This window comes from Candidatus Baltobacteraceae bacterium (assembly GCA_036489885.1).
Taxonomy (GTDB): Bacteria; Vulcanimicrobiota; Vulcanimicrobiia; order Vulcanimicrobiales; family Vulcanimicrobiaceae; genus JAFAMS01.
Genome location: DASXEW010000001.1, coordinates 664430 through 680532 on the forward strand (window position 1 = coordinate 664430; position 16103 = coordinate 680532).

Sequence of the window (16103 nt, forward strand, 5' to 3'; positions counted from 1 at the left end):
TATGGTGGACACTTCGAAGCCCCCAACAGGAGTCTGATTTTGCACGTCATCGAATCGGCCCGCGGCGACATCAAAGACGCGAGCCTCGCACAAGCCGGCCGTTCCCGGATCGAATGGGCAGGTTCGTTCATGCCGGTACTCGGTCAAATTCGGGACCGCTTCGCGAAAGAGAAGCCGCTCGCCGGCGTTCGCATCGGTGCGTGTTTGCACGTTACGACCGAAACGGCAAATCTGATGCTCGCGCTCAAAGCCGGCGGTGCACAGATTGCGCTTTGCGCCAGCAATCCGCTCTCGACGCAAGACGACGTGGCCGCGGCGCTCGCCGAGACGTACGAGATTCCGACTTTCGCGATCAAAGGCGAAGACAACAAAACGTATTACAGTCACATCGAAGCGGTAATCGCCAGCAAACCACAGATGTCGATGGACGACGGGTGCGATCTCGTCACCGCGATCACGACCAAGCACAAAGAGCTGCTTGCGGGCATGATTGGCGGCTGCGAAGAGACGACGACCGGCGTCATTCGTCTGCGCGCGATGCAGAAGGACAACGTTCTGCCGTATCCGGTGATTGCCGTCAACGATGCGCTGACCAAGCACATGTTCGACAACCGCTACGGAACCGGACAATCCACGCTCGACGGCATCATTCGCGCAACGAATGTCTTGCTTGCCGGCTCGACCGTTGTCGTGTGCGGTTACGGATGGTGCGGCCGCGGCGTCGCCTCACGCGCTAAAGGGCTCGGCGCTCACGTCATCGTCACCGAAGTCGATCCGCGCAAAGCGATCGAAGCGGTGATGGACGGCTTTATGGTCATGGAGATGAACGACGCTGCGAAGCTCGGCGACGTATTCGTGACCGTCACCGGCAACTATCACGTCGTCAACGAAAAGCACTTCACATCGATGAAAGACGGCGCGATCGTCTGCAATTCTGGGCACTTTAACGATGAGATCGATCTCGAGTCGCTTGCCCGCATCGCGACCGAGCGTGAATCGCCGCGTACGTTCGTCGAGCGCTACACACTGGGGAACGGTAAGAGGGTCTCGATTCTCGCCGACGGCCGTCTCGTCAATCTTGCGGCCGGCGAAGGTCACCCCGCGGCCGTGATGGACATGTCGTTCGCAAACCAAGCGATGGCGGCCGCGCATCTCGTCAAGCATCACAAGAGTTTAGAGAAAAAAGTCTATCCGGTTCCCGAATCGATCGACGAAGAAGTTGCGCTTCTCAAGCTTGCAGCAATGAACGTTCGCATCGATACCCTGACTCCGGAACAGGCAAAATATCTCGCATCCTGGTCGGAGGGAACGACCTAAATGGCGTATCGCAGATTGTTCACCAGCGAATCGGTAACCGAGGGTCATCCCGACAAGATTGCCGATCAGATTTCCGATGCCGTTCTCGATGCCATTATGGAGAAGGACCCGAACGGCCGAGTCGCCGTCGAGACTTTTGCGATCACCGGCCAGATTCACATCGCAGGAGAGGTGACGACCTCGAGCTATATCGATATTCCGCGCATCGTCCGTAAGACGATTGCCGACATCGGATATACGAAATCACACGTCGGCTTCGACGCCGAAACGTGCGGCGTCAGCGTCTCGATCGACGAGCAATCGCCCGACATCGCGATGGGAGTCGACCGCGCGCTGGAAACCAAGGAAGCCGGTTCGCACGAAGCGTTCGATCTGATCGGCGCCGGCGACCAAGGTATGATGTTCGGTTACGCGTGCCGCGAGACGAACGAGCTGATGCCGCTGCCGATCACGCTCGCGCACAATTTGACGCGCATGCTGGCATCGGTTCGCAAGAACGAGAATATTCCGTATCTGCGCCCCGACGGCAAGTCGCAGGTTACGGTAGAGTACGACGGTCAACGTCCCGTGCGCGTTGATGCAGTCGTCATTTCAACGCAGCACGAGCCTGACGTCCCGCTCGATACACTCCGTCAGGAAGTAACCGAGCGTGTCATCGATCACGTGATTCCCAAAGCGCTCCGCGATAAGGATCTGCGCGTGTTCGTCAATCCGACGGGCCGCTTCGTCATCGGTGGGCCTAAGGGCGACGCCGGTTTGACCGGGCGCAAGATCATCGCCGACACCTACGGCGGCATGTCGCGCCACGGCGGCGGTGCTTTCAGCGGAAAGGATCCGACCAAAGTCGACCGCTCGGCTGCATACATGGCGCGCTATGTTGCGAAGAACGTCGTCGCCGCGGGACTTGCCGATCGTTGCGAATTACAGGTTGCGTATGCAATTGGCGTCGCGCATCCGGTTAGCGTCCTGGTGGAGACCTTCGGAACCGCCAAAATCGACGAAGAAAAGATTGCTGCGCTCGTCGCTAAGCATTTCGATTTGCGTCCGGCGGCAATCATCCGGCATCTCGATCTGCGACGTCCGATCTATCAACAGACCGCGGCGTACGGGCATTTCGGGCGGCCCGATCTCAACCTGCCGTGGGAGCAGATCGACAAGGCTGCTACGTTGCGGGAAGCCGCCGGCCTCAAGGGCGCTCCGCCCGATCCGGAACTAACGCTCGTCGGGTAAGGTTCTGCTGGGCGGATGGCTCAGCAAGACCTGGGTTCGAATGTCGTAGAGTACGGCAGCGCACGCGTGATCGTTGTCATCGGCGTCATGCTTGCAACGTTGTTGCAGACGCTCGACACGACGATCGTCAACGTGGCGTTGCCGACGATTCAGGGAAATCTCGGCGCGACGATTGATGAGGGTGCTTGGATCGTCACGGGTTACATCATTTCGGCCGTCGTCATCATCCCGCTGACGCCTTGGCTTCAGCTGCGTTTCGGGCGCCGGCAATATTACGCAACGGCCATCTTCGGCTTCACGATCGCATCGATGCTGTGCGGCATCTCCAGCTCGATCGAGCAGCTCATTTTCTGGCGCATCGTGCAAGGCGCGTTCGGCGGCGGTTTGATCGCGACGGGTCAAGCGACGCTGCGCGACACGTTTCCGAAAGCGCAGCTCGGCGCCAGCCAAGCCATTTTTGCGCTGGGCGCAATCGTCGGTCCGAGCGTCGGCCCCTATCTCGGCGGCCTGCTCACCGACAACTACGCGTGGAACTGGGTCTTTTTCATCAACCTCGTTCCGGGAACGCTGGCCGGCATCATCGTTCTCATGCGATTGCGCAATCCGACGGAGCCGCGTAAGCTGCCGATCGATGCAATCGGCTTGAGTTTGCTGGCGATTGGCCTTGGCTCGTTGCAGTACGTTCTCGGTCAGGGGGAGCGCAGCGAGTGGTTTGATTCCGGTGTGATCCGGTTTTTCGTTGCGTCGACCGCAGCTGCGCTGATTGCCTTCGTATGGTGGGAGTTGAGGACAAACAATCCCGTCGTTGACCTTCGCGTCCTGAAGTTTCGCAGCGTGTGGTCGGGCTCGATGCTCGCGTTTACCGTCGGTGCGTCGCTTTACGGCGCAATCGTTATCTTGCCGCAGTACGTTCAAGGCATCCTGGGGTTCACGGCGACGCTTTCGGGCGAACTGATCTTCGTCCGCGCGATCTGTATTGCGATAACCACGATTCCGATCGCGAATCTGGTTGGGCGCGGAAAATTGGATGCGCGCCTGTCGCTTGGGATCGGTTTCCTGTTGCTCTCGGTCTCGAACTATCTCCAGTGTCTCGACACGACCTCGATCTCGACGTTCTGGACGTTTCTATGGGCTCAGTTGACGGGTGGGGTTGGACTCGGGATGCTCTTCGTTCCGATCTCGATCGCCGTGCTTTCAGCCGTTCCGCAAGACGTTGCGCCCAAGGCCGTCGCGTTTACGTCGCTTTCGTTGCAGCTGGGCGGTTCAATCTCGACGGCAATTCTCGTGACGTTGCTCGACCGCCGGGCAGCAGCGCATCTCTCGGACTTAGCCGGCAACGCGACGCTGCGCAATCCGGCCGTCGCCGAGTGGCTAGCGCACAGACTTCCTCTCGCGCAGCTCTTCGGCATCATCAATCGGGAAGCGTTGACGCTAGCTTTTGCGGACGCTTCGATGTTTCTCGCTCTGCTGAGCCTCGTGCTCGCACCACTCGTGTTCCTGATACGTAAGCCGGCGCCGCACAATCCTCAACAAGCGCAGCACGTTTCTATCGAAGCCGCTTAGCGGCGCTCTTCGTGCACCGTCCGGTTCGCAGCGATCCAAACGACGACACAGGCGATGCCAATCGTACTCGCGGCGATTGCGGTTCGTGCGTCATAGACGTCGGCGATTATTCCGCCCAGCAGCGCTCCCGGCAATGTTCCGCCGAGCACGATCAAGCGCGCGGCGCCGAAGACGCGACCGACCGTCTCCTCTGGAATGATGCGCATGCGCCAACCGAGCGTCGCCGACACGGTCCAGCCGCCGCCAACGGATAGAATCCCGAGGACGATTGCGGCGAGGACGGTACTGTGCGACCACAGCAGACCGAATTGAAGAAGACCCCAGAGATATCCGATCACCATGATCTTCCCGAACGGTACGTGCACGCGCGAAACCAAGAGCGCACCAAGCACCGTGCCCGCGCCCATTGCGCCGAAAACGATACCGACGCTCAAGTCGTTGCCACCGAGATCGCGCTTGATGAACGGAACGTATGCCGTAAAGCCGATGCTGCCAAAAAAGTTAGATATGAATGACGCAAAGGTCACGATCCGCATCGCTTTGTCGGCGAACAGAAAGCGAAACCCAACCGCGATGTCGCTCGCGACGTGATGCACGCGCGGGAAACCCGTGACCGTTTCCGGTCCGAGGTCGCGAATGATGCTCAGCGAAAAGATCGATGCGAGATACGTCGCCGCGTTTACGATCAGCGCGGGGAACGGACCAAAAAGGCCAAAGATCGCGCCGCCCAGCGGCGGAACGGCCGTGTTCACCGCCGACTCCGTGCCGATGAGTGCTGAGACGGCGCGAGTCGCACGATCTTTGCCGAGCACGTACGGTATGCTGGAGGCTTGACCGCCGTTGAAGATTGCGCCGCAAGCCGTGTGCAGAACAATTCCGACGTAGAGCAACGGCAACGTTAACCAACCGCTTCGATAGCCGAGCGCGAAGCTGAGAATGATCAGCGAACGAACGACGTCGGCGGAAATCATCAGACGCTTGCGGTTGAGACGATCGGCAAGCGATCCGCCGACCAGACTGAAAACGCCGAAGGAAAACCATTCGAGCGAAAACGTTAGACCCAAGTTGAGCGCCGAGCCGGTCAGCTTGAAGACGAGCAGCGGCAACGCAATCGTGCGCAGCCCATCACCGATGTAGCTGGTCGCTTGCCCGAAATAAAAGAGACGGAAGTCGCGAGAGCGGAAGATGCTCTCGCGCGCCATCCTTAGTGGCTCTCGCGCGCGACGAACGCCCCGCTATGGCCGACCAGAAAGTCGAGATCGGCGCCGCGCTCCGGTCCGAGCACGTGGTCGACGTACAGTCTGCCGTACCCGCGTTCGAAGCTCACTGGCGGATAGTGCTGCGCGCGCCGGCGAGCGTCGAGTTCGGTCTCGCTTACGGCAAGATCGAGACGGCGTGCGTTGACGTCGAGCTCGATGCGGTCGCCGCTTTTCACAAGACCCAGGGGCCCGCCATTCGCGGCTTCGGGCGCCGTGTGCAAAACGACGGTGCCATACGCAGTTCCGCTCATGCGGCCGTCGGAGACGCGCACCATGTCGGTGATTCCCTTGGCGAGAATCTTCGGCGGCAGCGGCATGTTGCCGACTTCCGGCATTCCCGGATAGCCTTTGGGACCCGCGCCTTTGAGGACAAGAACGCACGTTTCGTCGACGTCGAGATTCGGATCGTCGATGCGCGCGTGAAAGTCTTCGACATTTTCGAAAACGACGGCGCGTCCGCCGTGTTTGAGCAGCTTCGGTGTCGCTGCGGACGGTTTTATCACTGCGCCGGTCGGCGCAAGGCTGCCTTTGAGTACTGCGATGCCGGCGTGCTCTTGGAACGGCTTCTCGAACGTAGCAATGACGTCGGAATTCCAATTCTTTGCGTCGGCTATGTTGTCACCCATCGGCTTGCCGCTCACGGTCATAGCGCGATCGTTCAAGAGACGATTCTTCGAAAGCTCACGCATCACGACCGGGACGCCGCCCGCATAGTAAAAGTCTTCCATCAAATACTTGCCCGACGGCATCAAGTTGACGAGTAGCGGCAGATCGTGGCCCAGGCGATCAAAGTCGTCGAGCTCGAGCGGAACACCGAGACGTCCCGCAATTGCGAGCAGGTGGATCACTGCATTCGTCGAGCCGCCGATGGCTGCATTGACGCGAATTGCATTTTCGAACGCCTCGCGTGTTGCAATCTTCGACATGCGCAAATCTTCGCGCACCATTTCGACGATGCGGCGTCCGGCCAACTGCGCAAGCGCGTAGCGGCGCGAATCGACCGCCGGAATCGCAGCGTTGCCGGTCGGAGCCATGCCGAGTGCTTCCGACATGCTCGCCATCGTGGAAGCGGTGCCCATCGTCATGCAGTGACCGTTGGAACGCGATTGCCCGGCTTCGGCTTCGAAGAACTCTTCGGTCGTCAGTTTCCCGGCGCGCACGTCTTCGCTCAGGCGCCATACAGCCGTACCCGAACCGATGTCTTCACCGCGCCATTTTCCGTTGAGCATGGGGCCACCGGTGAGTTGCAGTGTCGGGAGGTCGACGCTGGCTGCGCCCATCAATTGCGCCGGCGTCGTCTTGTCGCATCCCGAGAGCAGCACGACGCCGTCGACCGGATTTGCGCGCAAGCACTCTTCGACGTCCATCGACATGAGATTGCGAAAGAGCATCGCGGTCGGACGCATGTAGGTTTCGCCGAGCGAGATCGTCGGGAATTCGAGCGGCCAACCACCGGCTTCCCAAACGCCGCGTTTCACGGATTCGGCGATGCGGCGAAGATGAACGTTACACGACGTCAGCTCCGACCAGGAATTGCAGATGCCGATGACCGGGCGTCCGTCGAAAACGTCGGGTGCGAAGCCTTCGCTGCGCATCCAGCTTCGGTGAATGAAGCCGTCGCGATCGTTCTTCGAAAACCAACCGTGACTGCGAAGCTCGCCTGAGCCCTTTCCGTTACGCTTGCTGCCGTTCGACTGTCCGCCCATAGAGGTTCCTTCCCGTAGCTGTGCCGCGGATTGCGAGCACGACGAGCGAACCCGCCGCAAACGCGAATGCCGCACTAAAGAACAAGATTTGATAGCCGAGGACCGTGCCGCCGAAATGAACGAGCACCCAGCCACCGATGACCGGCGCGACCACCGCCGGAATGTTGGAAGCGAGTCCCCAGATACCTAGATCGCGCGCAACGTCGCGCAACTGCGGCACCGAATCGATCGCGAGCGCCCACGCGCTCGAAAAGACGCCCCCGTAGCCGAAACCGAACAACAGCGCGAAGATGTAAATGAAGTGCATGTTCGGCACCATAGCAAAGCCGAAGGCCGCAAGCGCCATCGGGGCGCCGCAGAATGCGACGACCAACTTACGGTCGACGCGATCCGAGAGCTTGCCGAGTGACATCGTCGACACGATCGCGCCGAGGATCGAGCAGCCGGCGACGAGTCCCGTCCCGGCTTGCGGATTTGCGGTGTGAATGACGTCGCGGAAGAAGTAGAGCGCGAACGTCATCAAAAGCGAGAGCCCGAATCCAACGAACAAGCGTGCGATAAAGGCGACGATGAAGTCGTGCCAGTCACGTACCTTCGCGTGCTCTTCCTCGTCGTGGTGCGCGCCTGGACGGATGGCATAGACCGAAACGGTCCCCAAGGCAACGAAGATGGCCGTTACGATTAGAGTGCCGGCGGGGCTTATGACCGCCGCAATGCCGAGACCGATGACCGTTCCAATCAACGTCGCGGCGCCGCGCATTCCGGAAACCTCGCCCCAGGCAGCGCGCGGAACCGTATCCGGCAGCAGGGCTTGATATGCGGCGATCGCGGTCATGACGCCCAGAATCGATCCGCAGATAAAGACCCCGAAGGCGATGGTCGTGGTAGCTCGTGCGGCCAGCGCGAGACAGATGATGTCGACAGTTGCTCCGGCGACGATGATCGTCTTGCGTGTTCCACCGCGTTGACGCCGCAAATGATCGGAGATCGTCCCGGCGATCGGCGGTGCGATCATCGAGACGACCGCGCACAAGGAAGCGATCGTCGCAAGCGCGGTTGTATAGGAGGTAGGCGCGAGCTTCAGGAGACGCGCCGGTACCGCTATTGCCAAAAGTGCTGCCTCTTGAAAGGCGAGCGGAACCCAGAACGCGTTAAGCAGTGCCGAAGCGCGTAATGGATACGGAGCGCTCATCCAGTCTGCATTTGAGAACCGAGGTTCCGCCGTCCTGGTTGGCGCAGATGATCGCCATGCAAACAAAGCGACCGCCCGGCTCAAATTGGGGCGATTACGGCGATACGGACCGCCGTGGACGCCTTAATGAGCTAACGCCTAAGCGTGTGCGTCGTGCTGCGGAAGAGATTCGCACGGGGATGCGTTTCTGCCTGAGTTTACCGCTTGACTTGCCGGGCGGAAATGTATTGCACCCGAGCCGTCATCCGCCCGAGCATCGGTTCGTCGAACGGACGAACGGCATTCCGGCTCACGATTTTCCGCTGAGTTTGCAACGCGAGGGAGCAACCGGCGTCGTCAACGACGACATGGTCGTGCTGTACACGCAATACTCGACGCAGTGGGATGCGTTCAGCCACATCGGCTCGCACTTCGACGCGAACGGCGACGGCGAGCCCGAGATTTGCTACTACAACGGCACCTACCCGGGTCCGGACGTCGAGGAGATGGCTGCGGCCTGCATCGTCGGGCGGGGCGTAATGGTCGATTTGCACCGGGCTTACGGAACGGCAAAGACCTACGTTGACTACGACATGCTTCGCGACGTGATGCGCGATCAAAAGGTGACTTTGAAGAAGGGCGACATCCTCGCGCTTCACACCGGCTTCGGTCAGGTGATTCTCAACATGCACGGTCGCCCGGACAAAGAGACGTTGCACAACTCGTGCGCGGCCTTGGACGGTTCTGATCCCGAGCTGCTAGAGTGGATCACGAAGTCGGGCGTCGTCGCAATCGTTGCCGACAATTTTGCAGTCGAAGCCTATCCGGCCCGCGTGCGCGATCCGGGGACGCCGTTCTTACCGCTGCACGAACACTGTCTTTTCAAGCTCGGCATTCACCTCGGCGAGATCTGGTATCTCACCGAGCTTGCGCTGTGGCTCGAAAAGCACGATCGCTTTCGGTTCTTTTTGGCTGCGCCGCCGCTGCGCTTGCGCGGCCACGTCGGCTCGCCGGCAAACCCAATTGCTGTAGTCTAGATTTGTCATCCCGAGCGTAGCGGCCCCGAAGGGCGCGTAGTCGAGGGACAGCTACAAGGGCGGCCGGCGCTTGTGAAACGACGTTCGGGCTTGATACGCGTTGCCGATCGCGACCAGCTGCGGTTCGCGCCATGCGTTTGCGATGATGCCGAGTCCCGTTGGCAGGCCGTGCTCGGCAAAACCGTTGAGCACGCTCATCGCCGGAATGCCGGCCAGATTCGATGAGGTAACGGGATCGACGGCGCCCGGCCACTGGGTGTATGTCTTGCTAAAGCGAGGACCGACCGGATAAGCAACGGTCGGCTGCGTCGGATGCACCAGCGCGTCAAACGGCGCTATCATCCGGCGAATGGCTTTGTCGATCTTCGCACGTTGGCGCATCGAGTCGACGAAGTCTACGGCTAGCGTCGCATATTGCTCGTAGCCGCCGATCTTATCGTCCGGCGAGTGCAGCAGCTTCGAGCGTCCGCTTTCGATTAAATCGCGAAATGCAGACGCGCATTCTCCCGACAACAGTGTGCCGAACACTTCGCCGTAGGGAAATTCCGGATGCGGAACGTCTTCGGTGACGTCGGCGAAATCGCGGAGCACCTCGAGCGAACGCTTGAAATTCGCGACGACGGAGGGCTGCGTCTTGTCCATCGACTTCGCGATGATGCCGATGCGCGGACGGCGTGTAGCAGCACGGAACGGGATGCTCTTTGCACTCGAGTCGTGCGGATCGGCGCCGGCGATCGTGCGCAAAATCAATCCGGTATCGCGCGCCGAGCGCGCCATCGGCCCAAGTTTATCCGACGTCCACATGAGCGCCATCGCACCATAGCGGCTTACGCGGCCGAACGTGGGACGCAGTCCGCTGACACCGCAATTCGTGCTCGGGTTCATGATCGAACCGTCCGTTTCGGAACCGATTGCAAAGCCGACGAGGCCCGCTGCAACGGCAGCTCCCGGACCACTCGAACTGCCGCCGCTCCAATAGGCGCGATTCCACGGCGTGCGTCCGGGGCCGGTCAGCGATGCGTCGGCTTGATCGTAACCGAAGCCGCCGGCAAGCTCGACCATCGATAACTTTGCCAGCAACACCGCGCCGGCCGCGCGCAAGCGCGCAACGACCGTTGCATCATAGTCGAAGGTTTGCGTGCGATACGGCGCCGCGCCCCATGTCGTCGGTCCGCCGACGGCGGCAAGCAGATCCTTGACGCCGTACGGGACGCCGTGCAACGCGCTCAAGGGCTGACCTTGTGCGAGTGCTCGATCCGCAGCTTGCGCTTCGGCGCGCGCGCGATCGTGCAGAATCGTTACGACTGCGCCGAATCTCGCGCCGTAGCGTTCGAGACGATCGAGATAGATGTTGGTCAGCTCGAGCGAGCTGATCTTTTTCGCGGCGACCAGTTTCCCGAGCGCCGTAGCATCGGAAAACGCGAGATCGTCGTGCGTCATTCGCCGATCTCGAAGAAGGGCGACATCGGATCACCGTTCTCTAGTCCTTTGTGCACCTTCGCGCCGACCTTCCACGTATCGTCGTTGCTCTTGGCGATATCGTGCAGCTGCTTCGGGGTCAGCGACGGATCGAAGCGGCGCATGCGATTCGCGAACTCGATGGCCGCGGGCGATGGCGCCGGATCGGCCTTGGCGATCGTTTCGGCTTGTGCGACGGTGGCCGTACTCGCGGCAATAGCGGCCGCTGCTAAGAATTCCTTACGCGTGCTTCCCATTGTGAGGGGCCACTTCGTAAACCATGTGTAGGGACCTCGGACGGGGGAAGGGTACGAGTACCGCCGGGCGAACCACGGGCGGTTGCCGGTCCCGGATAGCTCAGTTGGTAGAGCAGCTGACTGTTAATCAGCGGGTCGTTGGTTCGAGTCCAACTCCGGGAGCCAATTCATGCGAACGCCGGATGACGGCATCGAGGAGCCCGAGCAATCGGGCTTCTCTTTTTGATGCGGAGTTTTTCGGTTTGTAGCGAAACGGTATGCAAATGGCCGGCGCTACGATGTTCGACAAGATCTGGGACGCGCATGTGGTCGCAACGCTTGAAGACGGCAGCGATCTCCTCTACATCGACCGTCACATCATGCACGACTTGACCTCCTTGAAAGCATTCGCCGATCTGGAGCGATCCGGTCAGAGCTTGCGGCGGCCGGATCTAACGCTCGCTGTGCAGGACCATTTGCTTGCGACCAATGAGGATCGCAACGATCTCAGCTACGACAAGGGCACGGTCTTCATCCAAGCGCAGCGACGCAATTCAAGGGCGTACGGGGTTGCGTTGCTCGATATCAACGATGCCGAGCAAGGAATCATCCACGTCGTCGGCCCCGAGCTTGGCGTAACCTTACCTGGGCTTACGCTCGCGTGTGGCGACAGCCATACATGTACGAACGGCGGTCTCGGTGCACTGGCATTCGGCCTCGGTACGAGCGACGTTACGCACGTGCTGGCGACACAAACGCTCCCGATGAAGCGTCCTGAGCCGATTCGTGTAACCGTCGAAGGCCGGATGGGGCCTGGGTTATACGCCAAGGACATGATCCTCTATATCATCAGCCAGGCCGGCTCTGCGGCCGGCAACGGCATGGCGGTAGAATACGCCGGCGCAGCAGTGCGTGCGCTGTCTATCGAGGCACGTTTGACGCTTTGCAATATGTCGATCGAGTGGGGAGCTCGTATTGGGATGGTCGCTCCCGACGACGTCACGTATGAATATCTTGCCGATCGGCGCTACGCTCCCAAAGGAAGCGCTTGGGAATCGGCGCTTCAATATTGGCGCACGCTTCCGAGCGACGTCGACGCTCATTTCGAACGTGAGATTAGCGTCGACGCCACACGCATTGCACCGCAGATCACGTGGGGAACCAATCCCATGGACACCATTGGCGTCGACGAACCTGTCCCAAATCCCGAAATGGAGACGAGCTCCGAACGCCGCGAAGCGATGGCGCGCGCGCTCCGTTACACCGATCTGAGACCCGGCACCAGCATGGAAGGTTTGCCCATCGACGTCGTCTTTATCGGCTCATGCACGAACAGTCGCATCAGCGACTTGCGTGTCGCCGCCGACGTTGCGAAAGGACGCAAGGTAGCTCCAGGTATCCGTGCGATGGTCGTACCCGGGTCATCGTCCGTCAAGCGACAAGCCGAAGCAGAGGGCTTAGATCGGATCTTTAAAGAGGCGGGCTTCGAGTGGCACGCGTCGGCGTGCTCGATGTGCGCGGCGGTTAATGCGGATTTCGTGCCGCCCGGTGCGCGTTGCGTTTCGACTGCAAACCGCAATTATGAAAATCGTCAAGGCCGAGATTCTCGCACGCATCTGGCGAGCCCCGCGATGGCGGCCGGCGCTGCGGTAAGCGGGAAGATCGTGGACGTCCGAAAGCTTATGCAAAACTGATGGAAAAGTTCAAACACATCAGCGGCGTCGCTGTTCCTATGCTGCGCGACAATATCGACACCGACGCGATCATCCCCGTTCCTTTTCTCAAGGACCCGAACACGGATTTTGGCGCGCATCTCTTTCATAATCTGCGCTACGACGTCGATGGTCGCGAAATTCCGGCCTTTATCCTAAATCGACGCGAATATCGCAGGGCTCAAATCGTCGTGGCGCAAAAAAATTTCGGATGTGGAAGCTCACGCGAGCATGCCGTCTGGGCTCTCATGGGATTTGGGATTCGTTGCGTCATTGCTGAGAGTTTCGGCGACATCTTCTATAACAGTAGCCTGCGCATGGGACTGTTGCCGGTGATCTTGCCTGGCTCGGCTATCAGCGCTGTCGGCGACGCAGTTGAACGTTCTGCCGGGCGCAATCCGATGCATGTGGATCTTGAAGCTCAGAGGATCACGACCCCTGACGGCGTCGAGTTTCACTTTGAAATTGAACCTATGCGCCGTCGGATGCTGCTTGAGGGCCTTGACGCCGTTGGCGTAACGCTGCTGCAAGCTGACAAGATCGAAGCGTTCGAAAAGCAGGCCCGTGCCCGGCGGCCATGGATGTATGACGTCGGATTCGAGAACGGTACGCCAGTTTGAAAGGAGCCGCCGTGGACTCAGTTGTCCTCTTTCATCTTCCTGGTTGAACTACGTGTGTAATCGTCAAGGAGTTCCTTGGCAAGAACAACGTTCCGTTCGTCGCGATCAACCCGTTGCAGGACGAACAATCGACGCAGCAATGGAAGGACCTCGGCTCCCCACTCGTCCCGGCCGTCAAGGTCGGCAGTTACGTCGGCACGATTCTGCACGTTTCGCAGCTGTTCTCGCTGCTTGGACTAGCAATGCCGGCGGAATTCGACGAGAGACGTTTCGCCTGGGATATTGAGACGATGCTCGAGACGTGGCTAAGGCTCGTGCAGTCATTGAGCTGGGACGCGTTCATCATGCCGACGCCGGCGCGCAGCCGTTCGACGCGCGACCTGGTCGGAGACGTGTTTGAGAAAATCGCCGAAGGTCCGCGCGCACGGAATGAAGGCGACTATCGGCTAACGATTGACACGGAGCATATCGCACAACGGTTGCAGTCGACGACTGACGCGGTCCGATATATGGAGGGACATATCGCCGATTGGCAAGCGTTTCTCATGGAGCACTACGACGCCCAGACGAGTGACGCTGGTCCCGACGTCATGGTTTGGGAGCAAGGATCAGGACGCGACAAAAGCAACGGTAAACCGTGGCCGTTCAGCATCGTCTTGGGTTTCTTGCGAAACCATACGGCGATGCATTTGAAGCAAGTCACGACGGCATTGGATCGCGCCGGGATCGAGCATCCGAGTGACGGGCTAGATGCTTTTAAGGGTCTGCATCTCCCAGCGGACGTCTATGGCACTAACGCTGCGGAGATGGGACGGCTAGATCACGTTAGGCTCGTCTAATTATTTTGGGGGCAAAAATTGATCTTCGAGATTCTTGACGCCATCTAGGCCGACCAGATCGTTGTAATCGGTGAATGAGATCATGCGATCTCTCGCGCGCTTTGTTGAACCGTCTTGCTTTAGGATCTCGAGCCCCCAACGCATCGCATAGCAGACTGAATATCGAAGAATACCGGGATATACGGCAAGCTTAACGCCCATTGTGGCGAGCTCTGCGACGGTATACTGCGCCGAGACGCTGCTCTCGTCTTGATTAATCATAATGGGACCGTCGACGCCTTTTACGATCGCTTCGATTTGGTTCTTCGTCCACGCACCCTCGACGAACCCCACGTCGGCGCCCGCCCCCAAGAAAGCATTTGCGCGGCGAATTGCCTCATCGAGTCCGTGAGCGGACGCTGAATCGGTTCGACCGATTAGGACAAAATCCGGATCGCGTCGTGCGGATGCCGCCGCCGCAATCTTTCCGACGGCTTCATCGAACCCGACGACCTCGCGGTTTCCTGCGAGTAGACCACAACGTTTTGGATTCACTTGGTCTTCCAACATTATTCCAGCCGCTCCGGCCGCTTCAAGAACGCGAACAGTGTGGTAGGCGTTGACCGCGTTTCCATAACCTGTATCCGCGTCAACAATTAAAGGTAAATCCACGTTTCGCGCGATGTTGGCCGTAACGGTTGCAACGTCGGTGAGGTTGAGAAATCCGACATCGGGGAGCGCAAGTGCGCTTGCGGATACTCCATTGCCGGTTAGAAAGACGACTTGGAAGCCTGCACGGGCGACCTCAAGCGCCGACATTCCGTCGAATGCGGCCGGCATTACGACGATGCCGGGATCTGCAAGGGCTCGGCGTAGCGCTGCCGTTTCGGCGCTCATGAATTAGAGAGGACTTTGCGCGTTCTGAAGAATCCCCTTTGATGCAACAACGTGGAACATTCATCGCATCAAGCGCATGCGTACTCATGCAAGCCGTGATGTCGCAGCCGGTGCTTGCAGCGACCGCGAATCTGAATATTGAGGTAGCCCAGTATCCCGGATTCGATTACGGGATGCCCGTCGCAATCGCGCAGCATTTGGGCTACATGCAACGTGAGGGAATTGTCTTAGGAGAGATCACGGGATCGAACGGCGGGGGGACGAGCATTCGCAACATCTCGCAAGGCGGGCTTTCGCTCGGGCTGGTCGCGACGTCGGCTGCAATCAAGGCGATCCTGGCCGGAGAAGATCTGAAGATTATAGCAGGTGGCGTCCAAACTCCCGGCACGTGTTGTTGGGTCGTGAAGAAGAATTCGCCTATTAAGTCTATCCACGATTTCGTTGGAAAGCGCGTCGGTTTTACGCAGCCGACGTCGAGCAGTCAGGCGATGATCACACTCTGTCTGCAGGCAGCCGGTATCGATCCTGCGAGCGTTCAGCTCATTGCGGCCGGTGGTGTGGGCGACAACTTAGTCCTTCTAAACGGTGGCGGGCTCGACGTTGCGTTCACCGTCGATCCGACCTTAAGTCAGCATGAGAGCGAGATTCGGTTGATTTTTTACGTGCGCGACTACCTCCCGCACTACATGCAAACCGTATGGGTCGCGACACCACAGTTTCTTCGCGAGCAGAAAGATCTTGTCGCGGGGTTCCTGCGCGCTTGCGCTCAGGCGGTCGACTACATCGTCGGTCATCCATTGCAGTCAGCGCATATCTACGCGCAGCTCGGAGGATCGGACGAGCATTATTTGAGCCTTGGCCTCGCACACGAACGGCCTACGGCGTATTTCGGCAAGGGCGAGTTGAACATCGAAGGGATGAAGCTCGCGATTGATTCGATGCGTCTCGGAAAGCTGATCGGTCCTGAAAAAGTCGATCTCCCGCGAATCTGCGATCAAAGCACTTTGCCGCCTTCGCAGCGCGTCGCACTCAAGCCGATCTAGGTTACGGGTTCCCTACACGGGGGCCAAGGCTGCGCG

At 59.5% G+C, this 16103-nt stretch carries 14 protein-coding genes and 1 tRNA gene; 9 read left to right on the forward strand and 6 right to left on the reverse strand.

The window, feature by feature from the left end; all coding sequences use genetic code 11:
* Nucleotides 1-39: 39 nt before the first annotated feature.
* From ahcY to VGG22_03170, 3 genes are read left to right on the forward strand one after another with little or no spacing between them, the layout of a single operon-like run.
* On the forward strand, nt 40-1317 hold the full coding sequence (gene ahcY / locus VGG22_03160) for an adenosylhomocysteinase (GenBank protein HEY1727362.1): 1278 nt from the start codon (nt 40-42) through the stop codon (nt 1315-1317).
* Nucleotides 1318-2547: a methionine adenosyltransferase gene (metK, locus tag VGG22_03165; GenBank protein HEY1727363.1), complete on the forward strand. Its 1230-nt coding sequence runs from the start codon at nt 1318-1320 to the stop codon at nt 2545-2547.
* 15 nt (nt 2548-2562) lie between these two features.
* Nucleotides 2563-4110, forward strand: coding sequence for a DHA2 family efflux MFS transporter permease subunit (locus VGG22_03170; protein HEY1727364.1), 1548 nt, complete (start codon nt 2563-2565; stop codon nt 4108-4110).
* On the opposite strand, the gene VGG22_03175 is transcribed toward VGG22_03170, so the two are convergent.
* Genes VGG22_03175 through VGG22_03185 form a run of 3 tightly spaced genes read right to left on the reverse strand, consistent with a single transcriptional unit; the run spans nt 4107 to nt 8267 of the window.
* Nucleotides 4107-5312, reverse strand: coding sequence for an MFS transporter (locus VGG22_03175; protein ID HEY1727365.1), 1206 nt, complete (start codon nt 5310-5312; stop codon nt 4107-4109). The two genes, VGG22_03170 and VGG22_03175, sit on opposite strands and share 4 nt — an antisense overlap.
* Before the next feature lie 2 nt (nt 5313-5314).
* Nucleotides 5315-7075 (reverse strand): IlvD/Edd family dehydratase, encoded by a 1761-nt coding sequence (locus tag VGG22_03180; GenBank protein HEY1727366.1) that lies wholly within the window; start codon nt 7073-7075, stop codon nt 5315-5317.
* On the reverse strand, nt 7044-8267 hold the full coding sequence (locus tag VGG22_03185) for an MFS transporter (protein ID HEY1727367.1): 1224 nt from the start codon (nt 8265-8267) through the stop codon (nt 7044-7046). The genes VGG22_03180 and VGG22_03185 overlap by 32 nt, the downstream gene beginning before the upstream one ends.
* 146 nt (nt 8268-8413) lie before the next feature.
* On the opposite strand from VGG22_03185, the gene VGG22_03190 reads away from it, so the two are divergent.
* On the forward strand, nt 8414-9283 hold the full coding sequence (locus VGG22_03190; protein ID HEY1727368.1) for a cyclase family protein: 870 nt from the start codon (nt 8414-8416) through the stop codon (nt 9281-9283).
* Nucleotides 9284-9334: 51 nt separating this feature from the next.
* Here VGG22_03190 and VGG22_03195 read toward each other — a convergent pair whose 3' ends face one another.
* Together VGG22_03195 and VGG22_03200 are read right to left on the reverse strand one after the other, a co-directional pair.
* Nucleotides 9335-10723: an amidase gene (locus VGG22_03195; protein ID HEY1727369.1), complete on the reverse strand. Its 1389-nt coding sequence runs from the start codon at nt 10721-10723 to the stop codon at nt 9335-9337.
* Nucleotides 10720-10998 (reverse strand): hypothetical protein, encoded by a 279-nt coding sequence (locus VGG22_03200; GenBank protein ID HEY1727370.1) that lies wholly within the window; start codon nt 10996-10998, stop codon nt 10720-10722. The genes VGG22_03195 and VGG22_03200 overlap by 4 nt, the downstream gene beginning before the upstream one ends.
* Before the next feature lie 89 nt (nt 10999-11087).
* Here VGG22_03200 and VGG22_03205 point away from each other — a divergent pair.
* From VGG22_03205 to VGG22_03220, 4 genes are all read left to right on the forward strand, one after another.
* Nucleotides 11088-11163 (forward strand) — tRNA-Asn (locus VGG22_03205).
* Nucleotides 11164-11261: 98 nt separating this feature from the next.
* Complete coding sequence (leuC, locus tag VGG22_03210) at nt 11262-12671, forward strand: 3-isopropylmalate dehydratase large subunit (protein HEY1727371.1); 1410 nt, start codon at nt 11262-11264, stop codon at nt 12669-12671.
* Complete coding sequence (gene leuD / locus VGG22_03215) at nt 12671-13309, forward strand: 3-isopropylmalate dehydratase small subunit (protein ID HEY1727372.1); 639 nt, start codon at nt 12671-12673, stop codon at nt 13307-13309. The genes leuC and leuD overlap by 1 nt, the downstream gene beginning before the upstream one ends.
* Nucleotides 13310-13422: 113 nt before the next feature.
* The gene (locus VGG22_03220) at nt 13423-14148 is read left to right on the forward strand and encodes a hypothetical protein (protein ID HEY1727373.1); all 726 of its coding nucleotides are present in this window, start codon (nt 13423-13425) and stop codon (nt 14146-14148) included.
* On the opposite strand, the gene VGG22_03225 is transcribed toward VGG22_03220, so the two are convergent.
* On the reverse strand, nt 14149-15024 hold the full coding sequence (locus VGG22_03225; protein HEY1727374.1) for an oxaloacetate decarboxylase: 876 nt from the start codon (nt 15022-15024) through the stop codon (nt 14149-14151). It lies immediately after the preceding gene.
* 41 nt (nt 15025-15065) lie between these two features.
* Here VGG22_03225 and VGG22_03230 point away from each other — a divergent pair, with 41 nt between their 5' ends.
* Nucleotides 15066-16067, forward strand: a complete 1002-nt coding sequence (locus VGG22_03230) for an ABC transporter substrate-binding protein (protein ID HEY1727375.1) — start codon at nt 15066-15068, stop codon at nt 16065-16067.
* The last annotated feature ends 36 nt before the right edge of the window (nt 16068-16103 follow it).